This is a genomic window from Stenotrophomonas sp. FR010 (assembly GCF_047520755.2).
GTDB lineage: Bacteria > Pseudomonadota > Gammaproteobacteria > Xanthomonadales > Xanthomonadaceae > Stenotrophomonas > Stenotrophomonas sepilia.
Genome location: NZ_JAXBQT020000002.1, coordinates 241,571 through 262,238 on the forward strand (window position 1 = coordinate 241,571; position 20,668 = coordinate 262,238).

General features: G+C 66.4%; 20 protein-coding genes. 13 read left to right on the forward strand and 7 right to left on the reverse strand.

The window, feature by feature from the left end; translation table 11 throughout:
- The first annotated feature begins 74 nt into the window (after positions 1 to 74).
- From ACM0PK_RS03465 to ACM0PK_RS03485, 5 genes are all read left to right on the forward strand, one after another.
- Entirely contained in the window at positions 75 to 2,264 is a 2,190-nt protein-coding gene (locus ACM0PK_RS03465; RefSeq protein WP_414607569.1) for a glucosidase family protein, read from the forward strand.
- On the forward strand, positions 2,261 to 3,748 hold the full coding sequence (locus tag ACM0PK_RS03470; RefSeq protein WP_134972699.1) for an MFS transporter: 1,488 nt from the start codon (positions 2,261 to 2,263) through the stop codon (positions 3,746 to 3,748). The genes ACM0PK_RS03465 and ACM0PK_RS03470 overlap by 4 nt, the downstream gene beginning before the upstream one ends.
- Entirely contained in the window at positions 3,748 to 5,463 is a 1,716-nt protein-coding gene (locus tag ACM0PK_RS03475) for an alpha-amylase family glycosyl hydrolase (RefSeq protein ID WP_414607568.1), read from the forward strand. Before ACM0PK_RS03470 ends, ACM0PK_RS03475 begins: the two co-directional genes overlap by 1 nt.
- Before the next feature lie 121 nt (positions 5,464 to 5,584).
- A complete protein-coding gene (locus ACM0PK_RS03480) occupies positions 5,585 to 5,971 on the forward strand; it encodes an SseB family protein (RefSeq protein ID WP_072168643.1) in 387 nt (128 codons plus the stop codon).
- A 141-nt stretch (positions 5,972 to 6,112) separates the two neighbouring features.
- Entirely contained in the window at positions 6,113 to 6,430 is a 318-nt protein-coding gene (locus ACM0PK_RS03485; protein WP_088496556.1) for a hypothetical protein, read from the forward strand.
- Between the two features lie 111 nt (positions 6,431 to 6,541).
- On the opposite strand, the gene ACM0PK_RS03490 is transcribed toward ACM0PK_RS03485, so the two are convergent.
- Complete coding sequence (locus ACM0PK_RS03490; protein WP_072168645.1) at positions 6,542 to 7,573, reverse strand: LacI family DNA-binding transcriptional regulator; 1,032 nt, start codon at positions 7,571 to 7,573, stop codon at positions 6,542 to 6,544.
- Between the two features lie 291 nt (positions 7,574 to 7,864).
- Here ACM0PK_RS03490 and ACM0PK_RS03495 point away from each other — a divergent pair, with 291 nt between their 5' ends.
- A complete protein-coding gene (locus ACM0PK_RS03495; protein WP_043034165.1) occupies positions 7,865 to 8,437 on the forward strand; it encodes a single-stranded DNA-binding protein in 573 nt (190 codons plus the stop codon).
- A 123-nt stretch (positions 8,438 to 8,560) separates the two neighbouring features.
- Here ACM0PK_RS03495 and ACM0PK_RS03500 read toward each other — a convergent pair whose 3' ends face one another.
- Positions 8,561 to 9,472 carry a LysR family transcriptional regulator gene (locus tag ACM0PK_RS03500; RefSeq protein ID WP_072168646.1) on the reverse strand — a complete coding sequence of 304 codons (912 nt, stop codon included), beginning with the start codon at positions 9,470 to 9,472 and terminating at the stop codon, positions 8,561 to 8,563.
- A gap of 98 nt (positions 9,473 to 9,570) precedes the next feature.
- Between ACM0PK_RS03500 and ACM0PK_RS03505 the strand changes: the two genes are divergently transcribed.
- The 6 genes from ACM0PK_RS03505 to ACM0PK_RS03530 all read left to right on the forward strand — a co-directional run bounded on the left by ACM0PK_RS03505 (position 9,571) and on the right by ACM0PK_RS03530 (position 14,829).
- Positions 9,571 to 9,897, forward strand: coding sequence for a nuclear transport factor 2 family protein (locus ACM0PK_RS03505; RefSeq protein ID WP_072168647.1), 327 nt, complete (start codon positions 9,571 to 9,573; stop codon positions 9,895 to 9,897).
- Positions 9,894 to 10,676 (forward strand): SDR family oxidoreductase, encoded by a 783-nt coding sequence (locus ACM0PK_RS03510; protein ID WP_414607567.1) that lies wholly within the window; start codon positions 9,894 to 9,896, stop codon positions 10,674 to 10,676. Before ACM0PK_RS03505 ends, ACM0PK_RS03510 begins: the two co-directional genes overlap by 4 nt.
- A gap of 210 nt (positions 10,677 to 10,886) precedes the next feature.
- A complete protein-coding gene (locus tag ACM0PK_RS03515) occupies positions 10,887 to 11,783 on the forward strand; it encodes a hydroxypyruvate isomerase family protein (protein WP_414607566.1) in 897 nt (298 codons plus the stop codon).
- 27 nt (positions 11,784 to 11,810) lie between these two features.
- A complete protein-coding gene (locus ACM0PK_RS03520; protein ID WP_414607565.1) occupies positions 11,811 to 13,496 on the forward strand; it encodes a GMC oxidoreductase in 1,686 nt (561 codons plus the stop codon).
- Positions 13,496 to 14,071: a gluconate 2-dehydrogenase subunit 3 family protein gene (locus tag ACM0PK_RS03525; protein WP_151354875.1), complete on the forward strand. Its 576-nt coding sequence runs from the start codon at positions 13,496 to 13,498 to the stop codon at positions 14,069 to 14,071. Before ACM0PK_RS03520 ends, ACM0PK_RS03525 begins: the two co-directional genes overlap by 1 nt.
- On the forward strand, positions 14,071 to 14,829 hold the full coding sequence (locus ACM0PK_RS03530; RefSeq protein ID WP_072168651.1) for a 3-keto-disaccharide hydrolase: 759 nt from the start codon (positions 14,071 to 14,073) through the stop codon (positions 14,827 to 14,829). Before ACM0PK_RS03525 ends, ACM0PK_RS03530 begins: the two co-directional genes overlap by 1 nt.
- Before the next feature lie 10 nt (positions 14,830 to 14,839).
- On the opposite strand, the gene ACM0PK_RS03535 is transcribed toward ACM0PK_RS03530, so the two are convergent.
- The 5 genes from ACM0PK_RS03535 to ACM0PK_RS03555 are packed head-to-tail and all read right to left on the reverse strand — an operon-like array spanning position 14,840 to position 19,475.
- Positions 14,840 to 15,136 (reverse strand): c-type cytochrome, encoded by a 297-nt coding sequence (locus tag ACM0PK_RS03535; RefSeq protein WP_005415640.1) that lies wholly within the window; start codon positions 15,134 to 15,136, stop codon positions 14,840 to 14,842.
- An 18-nt stretch (positions 15,137 to 15,154) separates the two neighbouring features.
- Positions 15,155 to 16,021 carry a sugar phosphate isomerase/epimerase family protein gene (locus ACM0PK_RS03540; protein ID WP_414607564.1) on the reverse strand — a complete coding sequence of 289 codons (867 nt, stop codon included), beginning with the start codon at positions 16,019 to 16,021 and terminating at the stop codon, positions 15,155 to 15,157.
- A 19-nt stretch (positions 16,022 to 16,040) separates the two neighbouring features.
- Entirely contained in the window at positions 16,041 to 17,165 is a 1,125-nt protein-coding gene (locus tag ACM0PK_RS03545) for a Gfo/Idh/MocA family protein (RefSeq protein ID WP_414607563.1), read from the reverse strand.
- 12 nt (positions 17,166 to 17,177) lie between these two features.
- Positions 17,178 to 18,395 (reverse strand): nucleoside permease, encoded by a 1,218-nt coding sequence (locus ACM0PK_RS03550; protein ID WP_414607562.1) that lies wholly within the window; start codon positions 18,393 to 18,395, stop codon positions 17,178 to 17,180.
- Positions 18,396 to 18,422: 27 nt separating this feature from the next.
- The gene (locus ACM0PK_RS03555; RefSeq protein ID WP_072168655.1) at positions 18,423 to 19,475 is read right to left on the reverse strand and encodes a sugar phosphate isomerase/epimerase family protein; all 1,053 of its coding nucleotides are present in this window, start codon (positions 19,473 to 19,475) and stop codon (positions 18,423 to 18,425) included.
- 95 nt (positions 19,476 to 19,570) lie between these two features.
- On the opposite strand from ACM0PK_RS03555, the gene ACM0PK_RS03560 reads away from it, so the two are divergent.
- On the forward strand, positions 19,571 to 20,575 hold the full coding sequence (locus tag ACM0PK_RS03560) for a LacI family DNA-binding transcriptional regulator (protein WP_151355111.1): 1,005 nt from the start codon (positions 19,571 to 19,573) through the stop codon (positions 20,573 to 20,575).
- The last annotated feature ends 93 nt before the right edge of the window (positions 20,576 to 20,668 follow it).

Here is a 20,668-nt window from a genome sequence, read left to right on the forward strand (position 1 = left end):
CAACGACGGTGCGGACCTACAACGCGTGCAGAGAGGGAGGGAGGCCGACGGGCGCGAGCCGGTCCGCCGCTTCGATGCTGAAGATCATTTGCCTGACCGCTGCCCTGGGGGCAGCGCTGGGGACGACCGCGCAGGCGGCCGACCTGCAATTCGACGGCCGCCATGCGCGCGCCGAAGCCGCTGCCAAGGGCAGCTTCGTGCTGCATGCGCCGAAGCGCGAGGTGCGCATCGCGCCGATGCCGATGCGCAGCCAGACCGGCAGCGTGATGTTGGATGCCCTGTTCGCACTGGCCCAGCAGGAGATGGACCAGGACCGCGTGGATGCGATCCGTGATCCCGCCTTCGACGAAGGCCGGCCGGTGCCCTGCGAGTGCTTCCAGACCGGCGCGCGCTGGCCCTATGTGTGGACGCGCGATGTCAGCTTTGCCGCCGATCTGGCGCTCGCACGCCTGAATCCGAAGCGCACCCGGCAGTCGCTGCAGTTCAAGCTGTCGGCGGCGCGCGATGGCCATACGCCCGGCCTGTTCGTTGCGCAGGACACCGGCTCCGGCGGCAGCTGGCCGATCAGCAGCGACCGCGTGGTGTGGTTCCTGGCCGCGCGTCACCTGCTGCAGGATCGCGCGTTTGCAGACCAGGTCTGGCAGGCGCTGCAGGGCACGCTGGCGCAGGACCGCGCGATGGTGTTCGACGCGCAGATGGGCCTGTACCGCGGCGAGACCTCCTTCCTGGACTGGCGTGAGCAGACCTATCCAGACTGGACCCGCGAGGATGTGCGTTTCATCGGTGATTCCTACGCACTGTCCACCAACGTGCTGCACTACCAGGCACTGCGCCTGGCCGAACGCCTGGCCGGGCAGCACGGCGATGCCCGCGCGGCCGACTACAAGGCCTGGGCCGAAGCATTGGCCCAGCAGATCGATGCGCGCTTCTGGCGCGAGGATATCGGCCAGTACATGAGCTACATCGGCGAAGCCGCGCACCCGGTGCCGTACGCCAAGGTCGATCTGCTCGGCCTCTCGCTGGGCATCCTCGCCGAGGTGCTGCCGCCCGAGCGCGCGCGGCGTGCGCTGGCGGCGTATCCGATGGGCCCGGCTGGCAGCCCGGTGGTCTGGCCGCAGGAAGTACAACAGCCGATCTATCACAACCGGGCGATCTGGCCGTTCGTCAGTGCCTATTCGCTGCGTGCGGCGCGGCAGCTGGACGATGCGCCGCGCATTGCCGCCGAGATCCGCTCGCTGATGCAGGGTGCCGCGCTGGCCGGCTCCAACATGGAGAACTACGAGCTGGTCAGCCAGGCCGTGCATGTCGAGGAAGGCGCGCTCAGCGGGCCGGTGGTCAATTCGGAGCGCCAGCTGTGGTCGGTGGCTGGGTATCTGTCGATGGTGGTCGAGGGCGTGTTCGGCGTGCAGGACGATGGCCGCGTGCAGCCCAAGCTGCCAGCCGCGCTGGTCCCCGAACTGTTCGGCAAGCAGCGCCGCATCTCCCTGGAGGCCGATGGCAAGCGCTATGTGCTGGAGCGGCCGAAGCAGGTGGGTGATGGCCTGCTGGTGGCGGGCGAGGTAAAGACGCGTGGTGCCACCACCACCGTGCAGCTGGTGGCCACCGCAGCGGCACCGCGCAGCGTGGCGACGACGGCCGACGCCAATGCGCGCGCACCGGCCACGCCGGCCGCACCGCAGGCGCGACGCAAGGGCAGGGGCTGGAATGTCGAGGTCGCTGCCGGCCAGGTGCTGTGGCAGGACGGCCGGGCGCTCACCGCCAGCAATGGCCTGGCACGCATCGGTGACGATGGCCTGCAGCATTGCCTGAGCCTGACCCGGCGCGACGGCGCATTGGAATCGCTGCACAGTCCGATGGTCTGCGTCGGTCCGCAGCAGCGATTGAAGGGTGCCGAGCGCTGGCAGTTCACCTCGGCCAAGGCGGGGCAGGTGCGCCTGCGCCTGCAGTACAGCAACGCGAATGGGCCGATCAACACGGGCGTGACCGCCGCGGTGAAGCAGCTGGTGCTGCAGTGCCCGGGCCAGCCGTTGCAGCGGCACACCGTCACCCTGCCGCACAGCGTGGCCGTGCAGGACTCGACCTCGGCGACGTTCCCGGTGCCGAAGGGCCGATGCGCGGTCACGCTTGAAGAGGGCTTCAACATGAGCACACTGCAGCACTTCGCGCACTACACCGGGGGCAAGGGCGGGCGCGACGGCGTGCTCAACCAGGCGCAGGTGCAGGCGCTGACGGTGGCGCCCGTGGCCGTAGAGGGCGCGCGATGAATCGCCCCGCCAAACCCCAGCTGTCGTTCTGGCAGATCTGGAACATGTGTTTCGGTTTTCTCGGCATCCAGTTCGGCTTCGCCCTGCAGAATGCCAACGCCAGCCGAATTTTCGAGACGCTGGGCGCGGACATCGACGCGGTACCGGGGCTGTGGATCGCCGCGCCGCTGACCGGCCTGCTGGTGCAGCCGGTGATCGGTTACCTGTCCGATCGCACCTGGACGCGCTGGGGGCGGCGCCGTCCGTTCTTCATGATCGGTGCGGTGCTGACCACGCTGGCCCTGCTGGTGATGCCGAATTCACCGACGCTGTGGATCGCGGCCGGCACGCTGTGGGTGCTCGATGCCTCGATCAACGTATCGATGGAGCCGTTCCGAGCCTTCGTCGGCGACCAGCTGGCGCCACGCCAGCGTCCGGCCGGCTATGCGATGCAGAGCTTCTTCATCGGTGTGGGCGCCATCGTCGCCAGCTTCCTGCCGTTCATCCTGGCTCACTTCGGCGTTGCCAATACGGCCGCCGCCGGTGAGGTGCCGGACACCGTGCGCTATGCGTTCTACTTCGGCGCGGCGGTGCTGCTGGCGGCGATCACCTGGACGGTGGTCAGCACCCGCGAATATTCACCAGCAGAACTGGCTGCCTTCGATGATGCCGAGCCGCCGGCGCATCATGCGGGAGCGGTGATCAACGGCCCGGCGCCATGGACGCGGGTGGCCCTGTGGCTAGGGCTGGGTGTGCTGTTGGCGCTGCTGATCACCTGGCGGCAAGGCGACAGGATGCTGTACGTGCTGGCAGGCCTGTGCGCCGGCTACGGCCTGCTGCTGGCGGTCGCGCGCGCGTTGCCGGCCACGCATATGCTGGCCGCCATCGTCGGCGACCTGCGCGCGATGCCGGTGACCATGCGCCGCCTGGCGTGGGTGCAGTTCTTCTCATGGTTCGCGCTTTTCGCCATGTGGATCTACACCACTGCTGCGGTGGCCGGTACCCACTTCGGTTCGACCGATCCACAGTCGGCGGCCTACAACGAAGGTGCCAACTGGGTGGGCGTGCTGTTTGGCGCCTACAACGGCTTCGCTGCGTTGGCGGCGGTGCTGATTCCACCGATGGTGCGTGCGATCGGCCTGCGCTGGAGCCACCTGGTCAACCTGTGGCTGGGCGCTGCCGGCCTGGTCTCGCTGATGTTCATCCGCGACCCGCACTGGCTGCTGCTGTCGATGGTGGGTGTGGGTTTTGCCTGGGCATCGATCCTGTCGTTGCCGTATGCACTGCTGTCCGACAGCGTGCCTGCGTCGAAGATGGGTGTGTACATGGGCATCTTCAATTTCTTCATCGTGATCCCGCAGCTGGTGGCGGCCAGTGCGCTTGGCTTTGCCCTGCGCGCATGGCTGGGTGGCCAGCCGATGCATGTGCTGGTGCTGGGCGGCTGCAGCCTGTTCGTCGCCGGCCTGTGCGTGCTGCGGGTTCCGTCCCGTCCGGAGGTGGTGTGATGCGTGGTGTCCTGGCTGTTGCCGTTTCCCTTGCCCTGTTCGCCGGCCAGGCCGTGGCCACGCCGCGCCCGGACTACGTCGGCACCACCGAACCGTTCGCCAGCGATGCGGTGTACTTCGTGGTCACCGACCGCTTCGTCAACGGTGATCCATCCAATGACCATCGCGACCAGGGTGGCGCGCACCGCACCTTCGACATCCCGGTGCCATGCCCGGACAAGGTGGACGGCAACATTGGCTACCTCGGCGGCGACTTCCGTGGCGTGCTCGACAATGCGCAGTACATCCGCAACCTGGGTTTCGGCGCGGTGTGGATCACGCCGATCATCGACAACCCCGACCAAGCTTTCACCGGCAGCAAGCCGATCAGCTGCACCAGCACGCTGACCGACCGCGGCAAGACCGGCTACCACGGCTACTGGGGCATCAACTTCTACAGACTCGATGAGCACCTGCCCAGCAGGGACCTGGACTTCGCCGGACTGACCAAGGGCCTGCACGGTGCCGGCTTGAAGGTGGTGCTGGACATCGTCGGCAACCACGGTTCGCCGGCCTGGACCATGCCGACACGGCAACCGCAGTTCGGTCAGATCTTCGACAAGGATGGAAAGTTGATCGCCGACCACCAGAACCTGCCGCCGCAGAAGCTGGACCCGAAGCACAACCCGCTGCACGCGTTCTACAACAACATCGGTCCGGTCGACAGCAAGGACGGCTCGATCTTCGACGGCAACCTGGCCGAACTGTCCGACTTCAACCAGGACAATCCGGCGGTGATGGATTACCTGGTCGGCGCTTACCTGCAGTGGACCGCGCAGGGCGTGGACGCATTGCGCATCGACACCATCGGTTGGCTGCCGCACCCGTGGTGGCATGAATTCGTCAAGCGCATCCGCGCCGAGCACCCGGGCATGTTCATGTTCGGCGAAGCCTTCGACTACAACGCGGCGACCATTGCCGAGCACACTTGGCCGGTCAACGCCAATGTCAGCGTGCTCGACTTCCCGTTGCGCGGTGCTCTGGAGCAGACCTTCGGCACCGCCGGCAAGGGCTTCGAGACCCTGGCCGAGCCGCTGCACCTGAGCGGTGGCCCGTATGCCAATCCGTACGAGCTGATGAGCTTCTACGACAACCACGACATGCCGCGCCTGCAGGCCAGCGACAGTGGCTTCATCGACGCGCACAACTGGCTGTTCACCGCGCGCGGCATTCCGGTGGTCTATTACGGCTCGGAGACCGGCTTCATGCGTGGCCGCGCCGAGCATGCAGGCAACCGTGCCTACTTCGGCCAGCCGCGTGTGGACGCTGCGCCGCAGAGCCCGATCTTCGCGCCGCTGCAGCGTATCGCCAAACTGCGCCAAGCCACGCCGGCGCTGCAGCGCGGGCTGCAGGTGAACGAGCGCCTGCACGGCGACGAAGCGGTGTTCCTGCGCGTGCTGCAGCAGGAAGATCTGGCGCAGACCGCGCTGGTGCTGCTGAACAAGGGCGATGTGGCGCGCACCTTCGAGGTGGATCGCTACCTGCAGGCCGGCACGTGGCGTGACGCGCTGGATGGCGGCACGGTGAGGGTCGAGCGGCAGCTGAAGACTAACGTGCCGGCGCATGGGGTAAAGGTCTATGTGCTGGACGCCACCGTGCAGCAGCCGGCACTGCAGGCCGAACTGGACAAGGCGATGGCCGACCAGCGGGCACGGGACCAGCGCCTGGGGCGGTAGTGCCGGTCGCTGGCCGGCAACTCATGAATCCATGGTCCCTTCAGGTGCCGGCCAGCGGCCGGCACTACCGGGGGGACCACATCCGGCACAATAGGCACCCCTCACGCCCCGCCGTATCGCCATGACCGACCTCGCCCCGCAGACCCCGATCGAAACCCTGCTGAAGGCGGCGATGGACGGGGCGGTGCCGATCCGCGCCTTCATGGAAGCCTTCGTCGCCTCCGAGGTGGTGCTGCAGACCGGCAGCCTGGTGACACCCGACGGCAGCGGCTTCGACCCGCTGCTGTTCGACAAGCAGGGCACCCTGCACGTGGCCGTGTTTACCGACCCATCGCGGGTGGGCATCTACAGCCAGCAGGCCGAACACCAGATCCGCTGGCTGATGCTGGACGTGCTGCGTCGCGTGCCGGGTGGCTACGGCGTGGTGATCAACCCCGGCACCGCGCTGGGCTTCGAGATCTCGCCCAGCGGCGTCGGCGAGATCCTGAAGGACTTCGCCCAGGGTTGATTGTCATGTAGAGCCGAGCCCATGCTCGGCTGCCGTTCGCGCCATGCCGGATCAGTCGAGCACGGCCCGACCCTACAGAACGCTTCCCTTCGGGTGCAGTACGTGGTTCCTTTGGGATAACACCAGGATCGAGGCTCTGCTGTGGAATTGAAGGAATTACCTGTCGGCTCACCGGCACGATCACGCCATTCCCGCTCCGCACTGATCTTCCTGATCGCAGCCATCGTTGCCGCGCTGGTGTCCGTGCCCCTGCTGCGCGCGGTGGGCATGGTGCAGTGGCCGGCCTTCGCCATTGCCTGGCTGATCAACCTGGGTTCGGCCTGGTATCTGGCCCAGTGGGCACGCGAGCAGGGCCGTTCGGCGTGGGCCTACGGATTGCCGGCGGTGCTCGGTACCGTCGCCTCGATCGTGGTCTATGTGCTGTTGGCGTTGCTGGGGCCGAAGGCCGGGGCACGCTGAACCTGCGCGCCTGTCGCGGGTAGTTTGCCGAGCACGGCTCGGCACTGGCACTAGGGTAAGACCAAGCCAAACAACAAGGGCGAGGCCAAGAGCGATCCCGCCCTGCGGCGCCTACCCGCGCAGGGATGATTCGCGCACGACCAGCTTCACCGGGATGCTCTGGCTGTCCACCGGCTGCCGCCCGATCAGCGCCAGCAGGCGTTCCACCAGCAGCTGCCCGGCCTGCTTGGTGTCCTGCTGCACCGTGGTCAGCGCCGGGGACACCGAAGCGGCCAGCGGGATGTCGTCGAAGCCGGTCACCGCCACGTCCTGCGGCACCCGCAGTCCAGCCTCGCGCAGGGCGCGCATCGCACCGATGGCGATCAGGTCGCTGGCCGCGCAGATCGCATCGATCGGCTCGCCGCGCGCCAGCAGGGCCTGGCAGGCCTCCTGGCCGGAGGCCTCGGTGGTGATCGCATCGTGCTGCAGCGCCGGTTCGGCGGCCAGGCCGTGGTCCTGCAGGGCCGCGACATGGCCGCGGTAGCGCTCCTGGAATTCGGGGTAGTGGCTGGAGGCATGGCCAAGGAAGGCGATGCGGCGGCAGCCCTGCAGCAGCAGATGGGTGGTGATGTCATGCCCGCCCTGGAAGTTGTCGCTGCCGATCGAGACACCGGGCTGGCCGGGCAGGGCGGCGCCCCAGCGCACGAAGTGCGTGCCCTGTTCGACCAGCCGCTGCAGGCGGTCGCGCGATTCGTGGTAGTCACCGTAGCCGAGCAGGATGATGCCGTCGGCCTTGTTGCTGTCTTCGTAATCGGCCTGCCAGTCGGTGGACAGCTGCTGGAACGACACCAGCAGGTCCTGCCCGTGTAGGGCGCAGGCGCGGGTGATCGAGCCCAGCATCGAATGGAAGAACGGGTTGATCAACGAGTCGTCGTTGGTCGGGTCCTCGAAGAACAGCAGGGCCAGCGTGCCGGCATTGCGCAGGCGCAGGCTGGAGGCGTTCTTGTCGACCTTGTAGTTCAGCTCGCGGGCGATGCGCAGGATGCGCTCGCGGGTCTCGACGTTGACCATCGGGCTGCCGCGCAGGGCCCGCGACACGGTCGGCTGGGAGACCCCGGCCAGGTGGGCGATGTCGAGGGAGGTGGCTTTGCCTTTGATCGTCATTGGCGGGCGGAGCGGGCAGGTGGAAGGTGCCCAGGCATGATGCCATGCGCAGACGCGAATGCCTCTCTGGACGTCGGTCGGGGCGAAGGTAAGTCATTGCCGGACAAGGAAATCAGCCTGATCCTTCGGTGCGGTCGGGGTCTCCTGACCGGGCGGACGGCGGCGGCAATGGTAAGATGCGTCGTTCTCGCATTCCCCCAAATTTCACCAGGGGCGGCCCAGCGTACTGCACCCCGCCCGGGGCTGTGCTATCACTGGCGGTCTGCCCCTGGACAACGGACGAAGGTACCTATGGCGCGCGGCATCAACAAAGTCATCCTGGTCGGCAATCTCGGCAACGACCCGGACGTGAAGTACACCCAGGGCGGCATGGCGATCACCCGCATCAGCCTGGCCACCACCAGCGTCCGCAAGGACAAGGATGGCAACCAGCAGGAGCGCACCGAATGGCACCGTGTGGTGTTCTTCGGCAAGCTCGGCGAGATCGCCGGCGAGTACCTGCGCAAGGGCAGCTCGGTCTACGTCGAAGGCAGCCTGCGTTACGACAAGTACACCGGCCAAGACGGCGTGGAGAAGTACTCCACCGATATCATCGCCGATGAAATGCAGATGCTGGGCGGCCGCGGTGAAGGCGGCGGCGGTGGTGGCGGCAACTACGGCGGCGATCGTCCGCAGCGCCAGCAGGCGCCGCGCCAGGAGTACGGCGGCGGTGGCGGCGGCCAGCGTGGTGGCCAGGGCGGTGGCTATGGCAACCAGGGCGGCAACCAGGGCGGCGGCTACGGCAACCAGGGTGGCAACCAGCGTCCGCAGCCGCAGCAGGCGCCGCCGATGGACGACTTCGCTGACGACGATATTCCGTTCTAAGCGCATCTTCGGTGCATCCCGACAAGGGCTCCTGGCATGCCTGCCTGGGGCCCATGTCGTTCTTGAGGCACCGCCGGGATCCTGTTGTCCGGCGGCGGCCGATGCGGACGTTCCTCGATGTTGTCACCGATTACCGAACACGCCCTGGTCCAGCAGGCAATCAATGAACGCACCCAGCAGGGCGGGGCGGTGCCGCCTGTTCGGGTAGTAGAGAAAAAGCCCGGGGCGCGAGACCGACCAATCCGCCAGTACCCGCACCAGCAATCCCTGGGCCAGCAGTTCCCCCACGCGATCCTGCTCGAAGTGATAGGCGATTCCGAGGCCGGCCAGTGCCGCCGCAATCCCGACGTCAGCGTGATTGGTGACGACAGGACCGTCCACGGCGACCTCCAGGTGGCGGCCTCGCTTCTTGAACTCCCATCGGTACTGCCTGCCGTCACTCTGCAGCCGCCAGTTGATGCAGGCGTGATCCTGCAGGTCCGCCGGAGTTCGCGGCGTTCCACGGCGTGCGAGGTAATCCGGTGACGCCACGGCCACCATGTTCAGGTCGGGAGTGAGGCGGATGGCCACCATATCCTTCTCGAGCTGCCCACCCACACGGATGCCCGCATCAAACCGGCCACTGACGATGTCGCTGAGCGCGTCGTCGACCACGATGTCGACAACGACATCAGGGTAGGCCTGGTGGAAGCGGGCAAGCCGCGGGGCAATCAGTGTTCTTGCGGCGATGCCCAGCGTATTGATGCGCAGGGTCCCGTTGATCCGTCCGCTCGCTTCGCTGGTTTCAGCGACTGCTACCGCCAACTCCTGGAACAGCGGCGCGATGCGCGCGTACAGTCGTCCGCCACTTGCTGAGGGTGCCACGCTTCGTGTTGTGCGATTCAGAAGGCGGGTGCCGAGACGGCCTTCCAGTTGACGGATGGTCTGGCTCAGGGCCGAGGGCGATACCCCCAGATGTTCCGCCGCCCGCGCGAAGCTCTGACGTTCCACTACCGCCACGAAGGCCTTCAGTTCAGCGAACTCGGATCCGCGCATTATGTAAGATTCTTGACATAACCCATTCGGATTATAGGGCATTCACTTAACCGACCTGCGTGCACATCCTGAGCGCCTCACCACTGCAGGAGCCAGGAATGAATGCGTTGACTCTCCCAGAACCCATCGCCGCGTACTTCGCGGCCGAACATGACCCCGAAGTGCTGGCGCGTTGTTTTGCCGCCCAGGCTGTGCTGAAGGACGACGGGCACACCCTCGTCGGCGTCGACGCCATCAAAGCCTTCCTGGCCGAGGCATCGGCCAAATACAGCGCCACCAGCGTGCCGAGCGCCATCGAACGGCAGGGGAAACACCACGTTGTCCGTGCCATCGTGAGCGGCAACTTCCCCGGCAGTCCGATTCTGCTGAGCTACCGTTTCGAACTGGAACGGGGCCTGATCGCATCGCTGGAGATCACCGCATGAGCTTCGATCTTCAACTCGGTGGCCTGCGGGCCGTGGTGACCGGCGGCACGGCCGGTGTGGGGGCGGCCGTGGTCAGGACCCTTGCCGAGGCCGGGGCCAGGGTGATGACGTCGGCGCGCAGCCTGCCGGCACGCCCGGTGGAAGGAGTCGCCTACGTAGCCGCCGATCTGTCGACGGCCGAGGGCACCGGCATTTTCGCCCACGCCGTGCTTCAGGCATGGGGCGGCGCAGACATCCTGGTCAATGTGCTGGGGGGATCAAAGACACCTGGCGGCGGCTTCGCAGCGATCAGTGATGCGCACTGGCTTGCCGAGCTGAACCTGAATCTGATGCCGGCGGTCCGTCTGGATCGTGCCTTGCTGCCATCCATGCTCGCGCAGCGCGCTGGCGTGATCATCCACGTCAGTTCGATCCAGCGCATGCTGCCTCTGCCGGAGTCTACCACCGCGTATGCCGCCGCCAAAGCGGCACTCACGACCTACAGCAAGTCACTTTCACGAGAGGTCACTCCCAAGGGCGTGCGGGTGTTGAGCGTAGCGCCGGGCTGGATCGAGACAGAAGCATCCCGGGAATTTGCAGAGCGGATCGCGGCAGAAGCGGGAACCGATTATGAAGGTGGCAAGAGGCTGGTCATGGACTGGCTCGGCGGGATCCCGGTGGGACGGCCCGCGGCACCGCAGGAGGTGGCCGATCTGATTGTGTTCCTGGCGTCTCCCCGGTCGGTGTCGATTGCCGGAACGGAGTATCGGATCGACGGCGGCACGATTTCGACGCTGTAGCCAACAGGCGTCGTCCTGCTCCCACCGCCAGAAGGAAAGCCTCGCTCACGCGGGGCTTTTGTTTTCCAGGTCGGCTGCGGAGTTGTGCCTCGCAGCATTGATTTTCGTGCACTGCGACTTGCAAACACACAAATTCCTCCCCTATGGTGCAATCGATTGCATTGCAGTGAATCCTCAGTGTTTGATGTCGGTTGGGAGGCCGGCAGGTGGATGTCCATCCATTCGATCAGACCGGCCCCGGCGATGGGCATCACGCGACGCGACGCGCTACGCCTTGCGGTTGCCGGCGGCATTGGCCTGGGGGCTGCAGGTGTGCTCCCTGCATTCGCCGCCGATGCCCCCCTCAAAGGAAACCTGAAGCACGCCGTCGCCCGCTGGACCTTCCCGCAGCTGTCGGTCGCCCAGCTCTGCACGACGGTGAAGGACATCGGTTTCGCCGCGATCGACCTGGTCGGTCCCGAAGACTGGCCCACGCTGAAGGCCCACGGCGTCTACAGCTCGATGTGCAACGGCGCGGAGCTGAGCCTGACCAAGGGTTTCGCCGGCCGCGAGTTCCACGACCAGCTGGTGGAGCGCTACACGCGGCACATCGACCTGGTCGCCGATGCCGGCTACCGCAACCTCATCTGCTTCTCCGGCAACCGCAACGGTATGGACCCGCAGGATGGCATGGCCAATGCCGAAGCCGGCCTCAAGCGCATCCTCGGGCATGCCGAGAAGCGCGGCGTGGTGCTGGTGATGGAGCTGCTCAACTCCAAGGTCGATCATCGCGACTACCTGTGCGACCACTCCGCATGGGGTGTGGAGCTGTGCCAGCGGCTCGGCTCGGACAATTTCGGCCTGCTCTACGACATCTACCACATGCAGATCATGGAGGGCGACATCATCGCCACCATTGGCAAGCACCACGCCTGCTTCAAGCATTACCACACCGCAGGCGTGCCCGGCCGGAACGAGATCGGAGACCAGCAGGAGCTCAACTATCCGGCCATCTGCCGCGCGATCCGCGACACCGGTTTCAAGGGGTATCTGGCGCAGGAGTTCATGCCTGCCGCGCCCGATCCCGTTGCTTCATTGCGCGAGGCGATCCGCCTCTGCGACGTCTGAAACGATATCCACCCAGGTGAGAGACCCATGGCAGATAATCACTACGACGCCATTGTTGTTGGCTCGGGAATCAGTGGCGGCTGGGCAGCGAAGGAGCTGACCGAGAAGGGCCTGAAGGTCCTGATGCTGGAACGCGGGCGCAACATCGAGCACGTCAAGGACTACGTCAATGCGATGAAGGAAGCGTGGGACTTCCCGCATCGCAACCGGCCGACGCAGGCGATGAAGGCCGCTTTTCCGGTGCTGATGCGCGACTACGGCCTCGCCGAGAACCTGGAAGGAATGTGGGCCAACGAGCAGGACTCACCCTACATCGAAACCAAGCGTTTCGACTGGTTCCGCGGCTACCACGTCGGTGGCCGTTCGCTGTTGTGGGGCCGTCAGAGCTACCGCTTCTCCGACCTGGATTTCGAGGCGAACCTCATGGAGGGCATCGCCACCGATTGGCCGATCCGCTATGCCGACATCGCGCCGTGGTACGACCATGTGGAAAAGTTCGCCGGCATCGCCGGCACGCGCGAGGGACTGGACGTGCTGCCGGATGGTGAGTTCCTGCCGCCTATCCCGTTGAACATCGTCGAGAAGGACGTGGCCGCGCGGATCAAGAAGGCCTTTGGCGGCACGCGGCACATGATCCACTCGCGCACGGCCAACATCACCCAGCCGATGCCCGAGCAGGGGCGCGTGAACTGCCAGTATCGCAACAAGTGCATTCTGGGCTGTCCCTTCGGAGCCTACTTCTCGACCCAGGCGGCGACGCTGCCAGCGGCGATGAAGACCGGCAACCTGACCCTGCGGCCGTTCTCGATCGTCAAGGAAGTGCTCTACGACAAGGATCGCAAGCGCGCGCGTGGCGTGGAGGTGATCGACGCCGAGACCGGGCAGACCTACCAGTACACGGCCAAGGTCATCTTCCTCAACGCATCGTCCTTCAACTCGACCTGGCTGCTGATGAACTCGGCCACCGATGTCTGGGAGGGGGGGCTGGGGTCTTCGTCGGGCGAGCTGGGGCACAACGTGATGGACCATCATTTCGGTGCGGGCGCCTCGGGCCGGGTCGAGGGCTACGAAGACAAGTACTACTTCGGCCGCCGTCCGTGCGGCTTCTACATTCCGCGGTTCCGCAATGTCGCCGCCGACAAGCGTGGCTACCTGCGCGGATTCGGCTACCAGGGTGGTGCCAGCCGCACCGGCTGGTCGCGCGAGATCGCCGAGCTGAACATCGGTGCCGACCTGAAGGAAGCGCTGACCGTGCCCGGTGACTGGCGCATCGGCATGACCGGGCTCGGTGAGATGCTGCCGCACCACGACAACACGATCCGCCTGGACCGCGAGCGCAAGGACAAGTGGGGGCTGCCGGTGCTGGCGATGGACGTGTCCATGCGCGCCAACGAACTGGCGATGCGCAAGGACATGGCCGCCGATGCTGCCGAAATGCTGGAGGCGGCCGGGGTCAAGGACGTGAAGATGCACGACAACGACTACGCCCCGGGCAAGGGCATCCATGAGATGGGGACTGCGCGTATGGGACGGGACCGGAAGAGCTCGGTATTGAACGCGCACAACCAGGTCTGGGATGCCCCCAATGTGTACGTCACCGACGGTGCCTGCATGACCTCCAGCGCCTGCGTGAATCCGTCGCTGACCTACATGGCGCTGACCGCGCGCGCGGCCGACCACGCGGTACGCGAACTGAAAGCGGGGAACCTGTGATGGATCGCCGCGAACTGCTGAAGATGATCGTCGCCGCCACCGGTGCGGCCATGGTCGGCCTGCCTGTGCTGGTGCAGGGCAAAGCGCCAGCGGCCGGGGCGATGGCCGCGTTCTCCGATGCCGAAATCAGCACGCTGGACGAGATCGCCGAGACCATCCTGCCGCGGACCCGGACACCCGGGGCGAAGGACGCGGGCGCCGGTGCGTTCATGGCGACGTTCGTCAGCGACTGCTACACCGCCAGGCAGCAGGCGGTGTTCCGCGCCGGGCTGGCGGACATCGACAAGCGCGCCGGTGGCCGCTTCGTGTCGCTCACGGCGGAGGCGCGCACCGGATTGCTGCGTACACTGGATGCCGAAGCCAAGGCGCGCAATGCAGACGTGACCGAAACTGGAACGCCCGAAGAGGGCGAAGCCATGCCGCATTACTTCACGATGATCAAGCAGCTGGCCATCTTCGGCTTCTTCACCTCCAAGGTCGGTGCGACCGGGGTGCTGCAGTACGTCGCCGTGCCGGGGCGCTACGACGGTGACCTCGCCTATGTCCCCGGCACACCTGCCTGGGGGACCAGCTGATGGACACCAACCTGATGATCCGCCCTGCGTTGATCACCGCCGGCCTGCTGGCCGCTGCATCTGCGTTCGCACAGGACAGTGCCGACGCTGTGCGTGACCCGAAGAAGACGGAAGTGTGGACCCCTGTGCCCGCGACCGTGGCAACGCCACCCGGCAAGGCACCGTCCGATGCGATCGTGCTGTTCGATGGCAAGGATCTCTCCGCGTGGGAATCGGAGCAGGGTGGCCGCGTGCCCTGGAAGGTTGCCGGAGGCGCCATGACGGTTGTTCCGGGCAGCAAGGGCATCCGTACCCGGCAACCCTTCTGCGATGTCCAGCTGCATGTCGAATGGCGTACGCCCACCGAAACGAAGGGCTTCGACGGCCAGAACCGGGGCAACAGCGGGATCTTCCTGCAGGGACTGTATGAGTTGCAGGTACTCGACAGCTATCACAACCCGACCTACGCCAATGGCCAGGCGGGTTCGATCTACAAGCAGGCCATGCCACGGGTGAACGCCTCGCGCGCACCGGGCCAGTGGCAGGTCTACGACATCCTCTGGAAGGCCCCGCGCTTCTCGCCGGGCGGCGGCCTGACGTCGCCCGCACGGATCACCGTGCTGCACAACGGCGTGCTGGTACAGGACGACACCGTGCTGGCGGGCAGGACCGAATACATCGGTGCGCCTTCGTACGCACCGCATGGGTGCGCGCCGCTGTATCTGCAGGAACATGACTCCAAGGTCAGCTACCGCAACATCTGGGTGCGCGAGCTGTAGCGCCCACCCGCTACTTCGCCAGGTAGCTGGCGATGTCATCGATCTCCTGCTGTGACAGCTGCGGGAAGGGGGGCATCAGACCGCCGCCCTTCCTGATCCTGTCCTTGACCTGGGCGGGCTGCAGCCGCTTGCCGACATCGGTGAGCGCCGGGAACGTCGGCGGTACACCGGTGCGTTCAGCACCGTGGCAGGCGGTGCAGTGCTGGGCGTAGAGTTTCGCGCCGGCGGCCGGGTCGTCCTTGGCCCACGCTGCCGTCGCAACGTTCATGCCGCCCAGGGCCACGGCCACTGCCAGGATCATTTTCATGTGGGGCTCCTTGATGCGTCAGCGGTGGGCACGGGTGGGCAGGTTGGTGGTCAGGTGTTCACGCAGGTAGTCCGCGCCGGCCTGGATGACCTTGGCCGGGTCGCGTGGCTGGTCGTGTTCGACGATGTACCACTGCACGCCAGCGGTGGCGGCGGCCGGCAGGATCGCGTCCCAGTCCAGCACGCCCTGGCCGACCGCAGCGAATCCACCTTCGTCTTCGGCCTCGCCCTTGGGCGCATTGTCCTTGGCGTGTACCGCAAATATGTGGCCGCGGAACTTGCCAAGCATCACGGCCGGGTCCAGGCCCGCGCGCGCGACCCAGGCCAGGTCCAGTTCGGTCTGCAGCTCGGGGCCGGCGGCGTCGAACAGCAGCTCCAGTCCGGTCCTGCCATTGAAGTCGACCAGCTCGAAGTCGTGGTTGTGATAGGCCAGCTGCATCCCCTTGCCGCGCACCTGCCTGGCAATCCGGCCCAGCTCCCGGCCCAACGCGGTCCAGCCGGCGGCATCGCGCGGACGGTCCTTCTGGTCCAGATAGGGCACCACCAGCGTGCTGTTGCCAATCGAGCGGTTGAAGGCCACCACGGCATCCAGGTTGTCGCGCAGCTCGACCAGCTGAACGTGCGACGAAACCGCTTTGATCGAGTAACGGTCCAGCAACTGTTTCAGCTCCGCAGCGCTTGCATTCTGCGTACCGACGGTCTCCACCGCACGCACGCCCGCGTCGTGGACGATCTTCAGCTGTTGGTCAAGCGGGCCGGCGTTGCGCAGCGTGTACATCTGCACGGCGATGGGCTTCTGCGCACCGGCTGTGTTTCCTGCGAAGGCGGGCAGGACTGCGAGCAGCAGCAGGACGAGGGTTGCAGTTCTACGGACAGGGATGTTCATCAACAGATCCTCCCGGGATTCAACCGATGGTGGTCCAGGTGCGTGACCTGGCCGATGCAATGACACGATCAACGATCCGCGCCGAGCGCAGGCCGTCTTCGAAGGTGGGCAGGCCCTGCGGCCGCTCGCCTTCAATGGCGCGATAGGTGTCGGCCACGAACGCTTCGAAGCACTGCCCGTAGCCCTGTGCGTGCCCCGCTGGCAGCGGCGACAACCGGCGTTGTTCGGCACTGCCGGCGCCCGGGCCGCGCACGAAGATTTCCTCGCGCTGCTCGGGCAGGCCGATCCACAGCCGCTCGGCATCCTCCTGGTTGAACGCCACGCTGGCGTTGGCGCCGTCGATCTCGAACCAGAGCCGGTTGTGGCGTCCGGCCGAGACCTGGCTGACCGTCAATGACGCCAGCGTGCCCGCGCCGGTCCTGAACATCGCTGCGGCCACGTCCTCGCTCTCGACCGCTTGCTTTGCGCCGTCTGTCGCCGGCGTGCTGAAACTCTGGGAGGTGGTTGCGCTGCGCTCGGGGATCACCGTGGCAAACGCCGCGTTCACTTCGGCGAAGCACTCGCCGCTGACCCATTCAACCAGGTCGCACCAGTGCGACCCGATGTCAGCGAACACGCGCGATGTGCCACCCAGTGCCGGGTCAACCCGCCAGTTGTTGCTGGCCGGGTCCAGCAGCCAGTCCTGCAGGTAGCTGCCATGGATCAGGTGCAGTGGCCCCAGGTCGCCCTGCGCGATGCGTGCGCGTGCCTCGCGGACCACCGGGTGGTAGCGGTAGACGAAGGGGACGGTGGCGACCAGTCCGGTCGAGGCGGCCAGCGCCGCCAGCGCCTGCGCATCGTCCAGCGTCGTCGCCAACGGTTTCTCGCAGATCACGTGCTTGCCGGCGTCCAGTGCGGCCTGCGCCATCGTGCGGTGCAGATGATTGGGCGTGCAGATGTGCACGACCTGTACCTGGGGATCAGCGACGAGGTCCTCGATATCGCGATAGGCGCGCGGGACATTCCACGCGTGCGCCACCTCGCGCGCGCGCTGCGGTGACGAGGCGGCCACGCCGCGCACCTCGGCGCCAGCCAGCAGTGCCGCGCGGCGATGCACCGCACCGATCATGCCGGTACCAATGATGGCGATTCCAAGCGGGGGCATCGGCTGGTCTCCTCAGGGTGTGGACGACGCGGCCGCCGCTACCGGGCGGTCGCGGAACAGCAGCAGGAAGGCGATCAGCACCACCAGTGCGACGCCGGCCGGGAACAACCAGATCTGCTGCCAGTCCGGGCCCGCTGCAGTGGTGAAGTGCTCCACTACCGCGCCGGACAGGAAGGTGCCGATCAGCATGCCCACGCCATAGGTGGCCAGGGTGATGAAGCCCTGCGCGCTGCTGCGCGCGGCGGGGCCGGCGTGGGCATCGGTGTAGATCTGGCCGGTGACGAAGAAGAAGTCGTAGCAGATGCCATGCAGTACGATGCCGATCACAAGCAGGGAGAAGCCACTGCCCGCATCGCCGAAGGCGAACAGCGCGTAGCGCACGACCCAGGCTGCCATGCCGACCGCCAGCATGGTCTTCACCCCCAGCCGCACGAACAGGAACGGCATGGCCAGCATCAGCAGCACTTCGGACACCTGGCCCAGCGACTGCAGGCCGGCCGCGCCCTGCACGCCCAGGTCGTTGAGATACGGATTGGTGAAGTTGTAGTAGAACGACAGTGGGATGCAGATGGCGATGGAAGCCAGGAAGAACACCAGGTAGGCGCGCGACTTCAGCAACCGCAGTGAATCCAGCCCCAGGATCTGTCCCAGCCCGGCATCGCGCTGCTGCGCCAGTGGCGGCGTGTGCGGCAGGGTGAACGCATACAGGCCCAGCACCAGCGATGCCAATGCGGCCATGCGGAAGGTCAGTTCAAGCCGATGCGCCTGTTCCCAGCCCAGCCAGCCGATCAGCACGCCTGCAACGATCCAGCCGACGCTGCCGGCCACGCGTACCAGCGGGAACTGCTTCTCCGGCGATTGCATGTGCCGCATGGCGACGCTGTTGGCCAGTGCCAGCGTCGGCATGAACAGGAGCATGTAGCCCATGACGCACGCGGAAAACACGCTGAAACTGGTGGCGGTGGACGCCAGCCACATCAGCACCGCGCCGGCCAGGTGCAGCACCGCCAGGATGCGCTGCGCCGCGAAATAGCGGTCTGCGATCAGGCCGACCAGGAACGGTGCCACGATGGCACCGATGGACTGGCTGAGAAACGCCGTTGCCACCTGGCTTGCGCTGGCCTGCAGCGGGCCCTGTACCAGGTAGGTGCCCAGGGTGACGAACCACGCCCCCCAGATGAAGAACTGCAGAAACATCATCGCGCCCAGGCGCGACATGGCGTGCGTCATGGCTTGCCCTCCCGGGGCGGTCGTGGCTCAGATTCCCAGCATGCGGCGCAGTGATCCAGCGTCCGTGGCGCTCCCGGCAAAGTCGTCGAAGGCGCGTTCGGTTACATGGATGATGTGATCGCGGATGAAGGCGGCACCCTCGCGCGCGCCGTCCTCCGGGTGTTTCAGGCAGCACTCCCACTCCAGCACCGCCCAGCCGGGGAAGTCGTACTGGGCGAACTTCGAGAAGATCGCCTTGAAGTCGATCTGGCCGTCACCGGGTGAGCGGAACCGGCCCGGACGATCGATCCAGTCCTGGTAGCCGCCATACACGCCGCTGCGCACGCTGGGGCGATACTCCGCGTCCTTGACGTGGAAGATGCCGATGCGGGCGTGGTAACGGTCGATGAAACCGAGGTAATCCATCTGCTGCAGCAGCAGGTGGCTGGGGTCGTACAGGATCTTCGCGCGGGGATGATGGTCGACCTCATCGAGGAAGCGCTCGAATGTCGCACCGTCATGCAGGTCCTCGCCCGGGTGGATCTCGAAGCACAGGTCCACGCCGCAGGCATCGAACACATCCAGGATCGGGCGCCAGCGGCGGCCGAGTTCGGCGAAGGCTTCTTCCACCAGGCCCGGCGGGCGCTGCGGCCACGGATAGAAGTAGGGCCAGGCCAGCGCACCGGAGAACGTGGCGTGCGCGGTCAGCCCCAGGCGCTGGCTGGCCTGCGCGGCGAGCCGCAGCTGCTCCACGGCCCAAGCCTGGCGCGCGGGCGGGTTGCCGCGCACGTCTACGGGTGCGAATCCGTCGAACAGGCTGTCGTAGGCGGGATGGACCGCGACCAGCTGCCCCTGCAGATGCGTCGACAGTTCGGTGATCTGCAGGCCGTGCCCGGCCAGCATGCCGGCAACATCGTCGCAGTACGCCTGGCTGCGCGCCGCCTCGGCCAGATCGAACAGGTGGGGCGCGGAGGTGGGAACTTGTACGCCAGAATAGCCCAGACCCGCGGCCCACCCGGCCAGCGTGTCCAGCCGATCAAAAGGAGCTGTGTCGCCGATGAACTGCGCCAGGAACAGCGCTGGACCCTTGAGCGTCTTCAACGTGATTCGCCCTCGATGCAATCGATTGCATTATCCTAGCAGGGGCGCACGCAGGACCTGTTGTGCACTGCACAGCGGACAGGAGAACTAACGCCATGGCCACCATCTACGACATCGCCAGGCACGTCGGCGTCTCCGCAGGCACGGTGTCACGGGCGCTTTCCCGGCCGGACAAGGTGCTGCCGGCCACCCGTGCGCGCATCGAGCAGGCCGCCGCCGCATTGGGCTATGTGCCCAACACGGTGGCCCGCACGCTCAAGACCCAGCGCAGCGGCAAGATCCTGGTCACCGTCCCGGACATCGCCAATCCGTTCTTCGCACAGATCCTGCAGGGTGCGGAGGAGGCCGCGCAGGCGGTCGGCTACGCGGTTCTGCTGGGCGATACCCAGCATCAACCCGATCGTGAGGAGCGCTACGCACAGATGCTCCGGCGCAACGAGGCCGACGGCATGATCGTGCTGGGCCATCGCCTGCCACCGACCGCGCGCGAAATCGTCGAGCAGCGCGGCGCAGCTGCGCCGGTGGTCAATGGATGTGAGTTCGACCCCGCACTGGGCATCCCCAGCGTCCATATCGACAACGCGGCCGCCGCACGCGCGGTGATGGAGCACCTGTACGGCCTGGGGCACGAACGGATCGCCGTGGTCGGCGGGCCACCTGACAACCCCCTGCACCAGCAGCGGCTGGAAGGGGTCCGGGCCGCCGGCAAGGCGCGGGGTCGCCTGCGCCAGCTGAGCATCGTGCCCGGGGACTTTTCCGTTGAGTCCGGGCATGCGGCGGTGATGGCGCTGCTGGACGGCACGCCCGTGCCGACCGCGGTGTTCTGCTTCAGCGACCAGATGGCACTGGGGGCACTGGCGGCCTGTCGCGACCGGGGCATCCGCGTTCCGGAAGCGCTCTCCATCGTCGGCTTCGACGACCTGGCCTCTTCGCGTTATCTCACCCCGCCGCTGACGACCATCCGGCAGCCGATGCGTGAAATCGGCGAGCGCGCGGTCAACCTGCTGCTCGCCATCATCGAACAGGTCGATGTACCGCTTCAGCAGACGCTGGAGTTCAGCTTCATGCTGCGCGGTTCGACAGCGGCGCCTCGGTGGTAGCGCAGGCGAGGCAGGGCAGTCGGAGCAGGGCGGCCGGCCCGCGCGTCGTGCCGCGACCTTGATCCCGAATTGACGCAAAGCTGTCAGACTCAT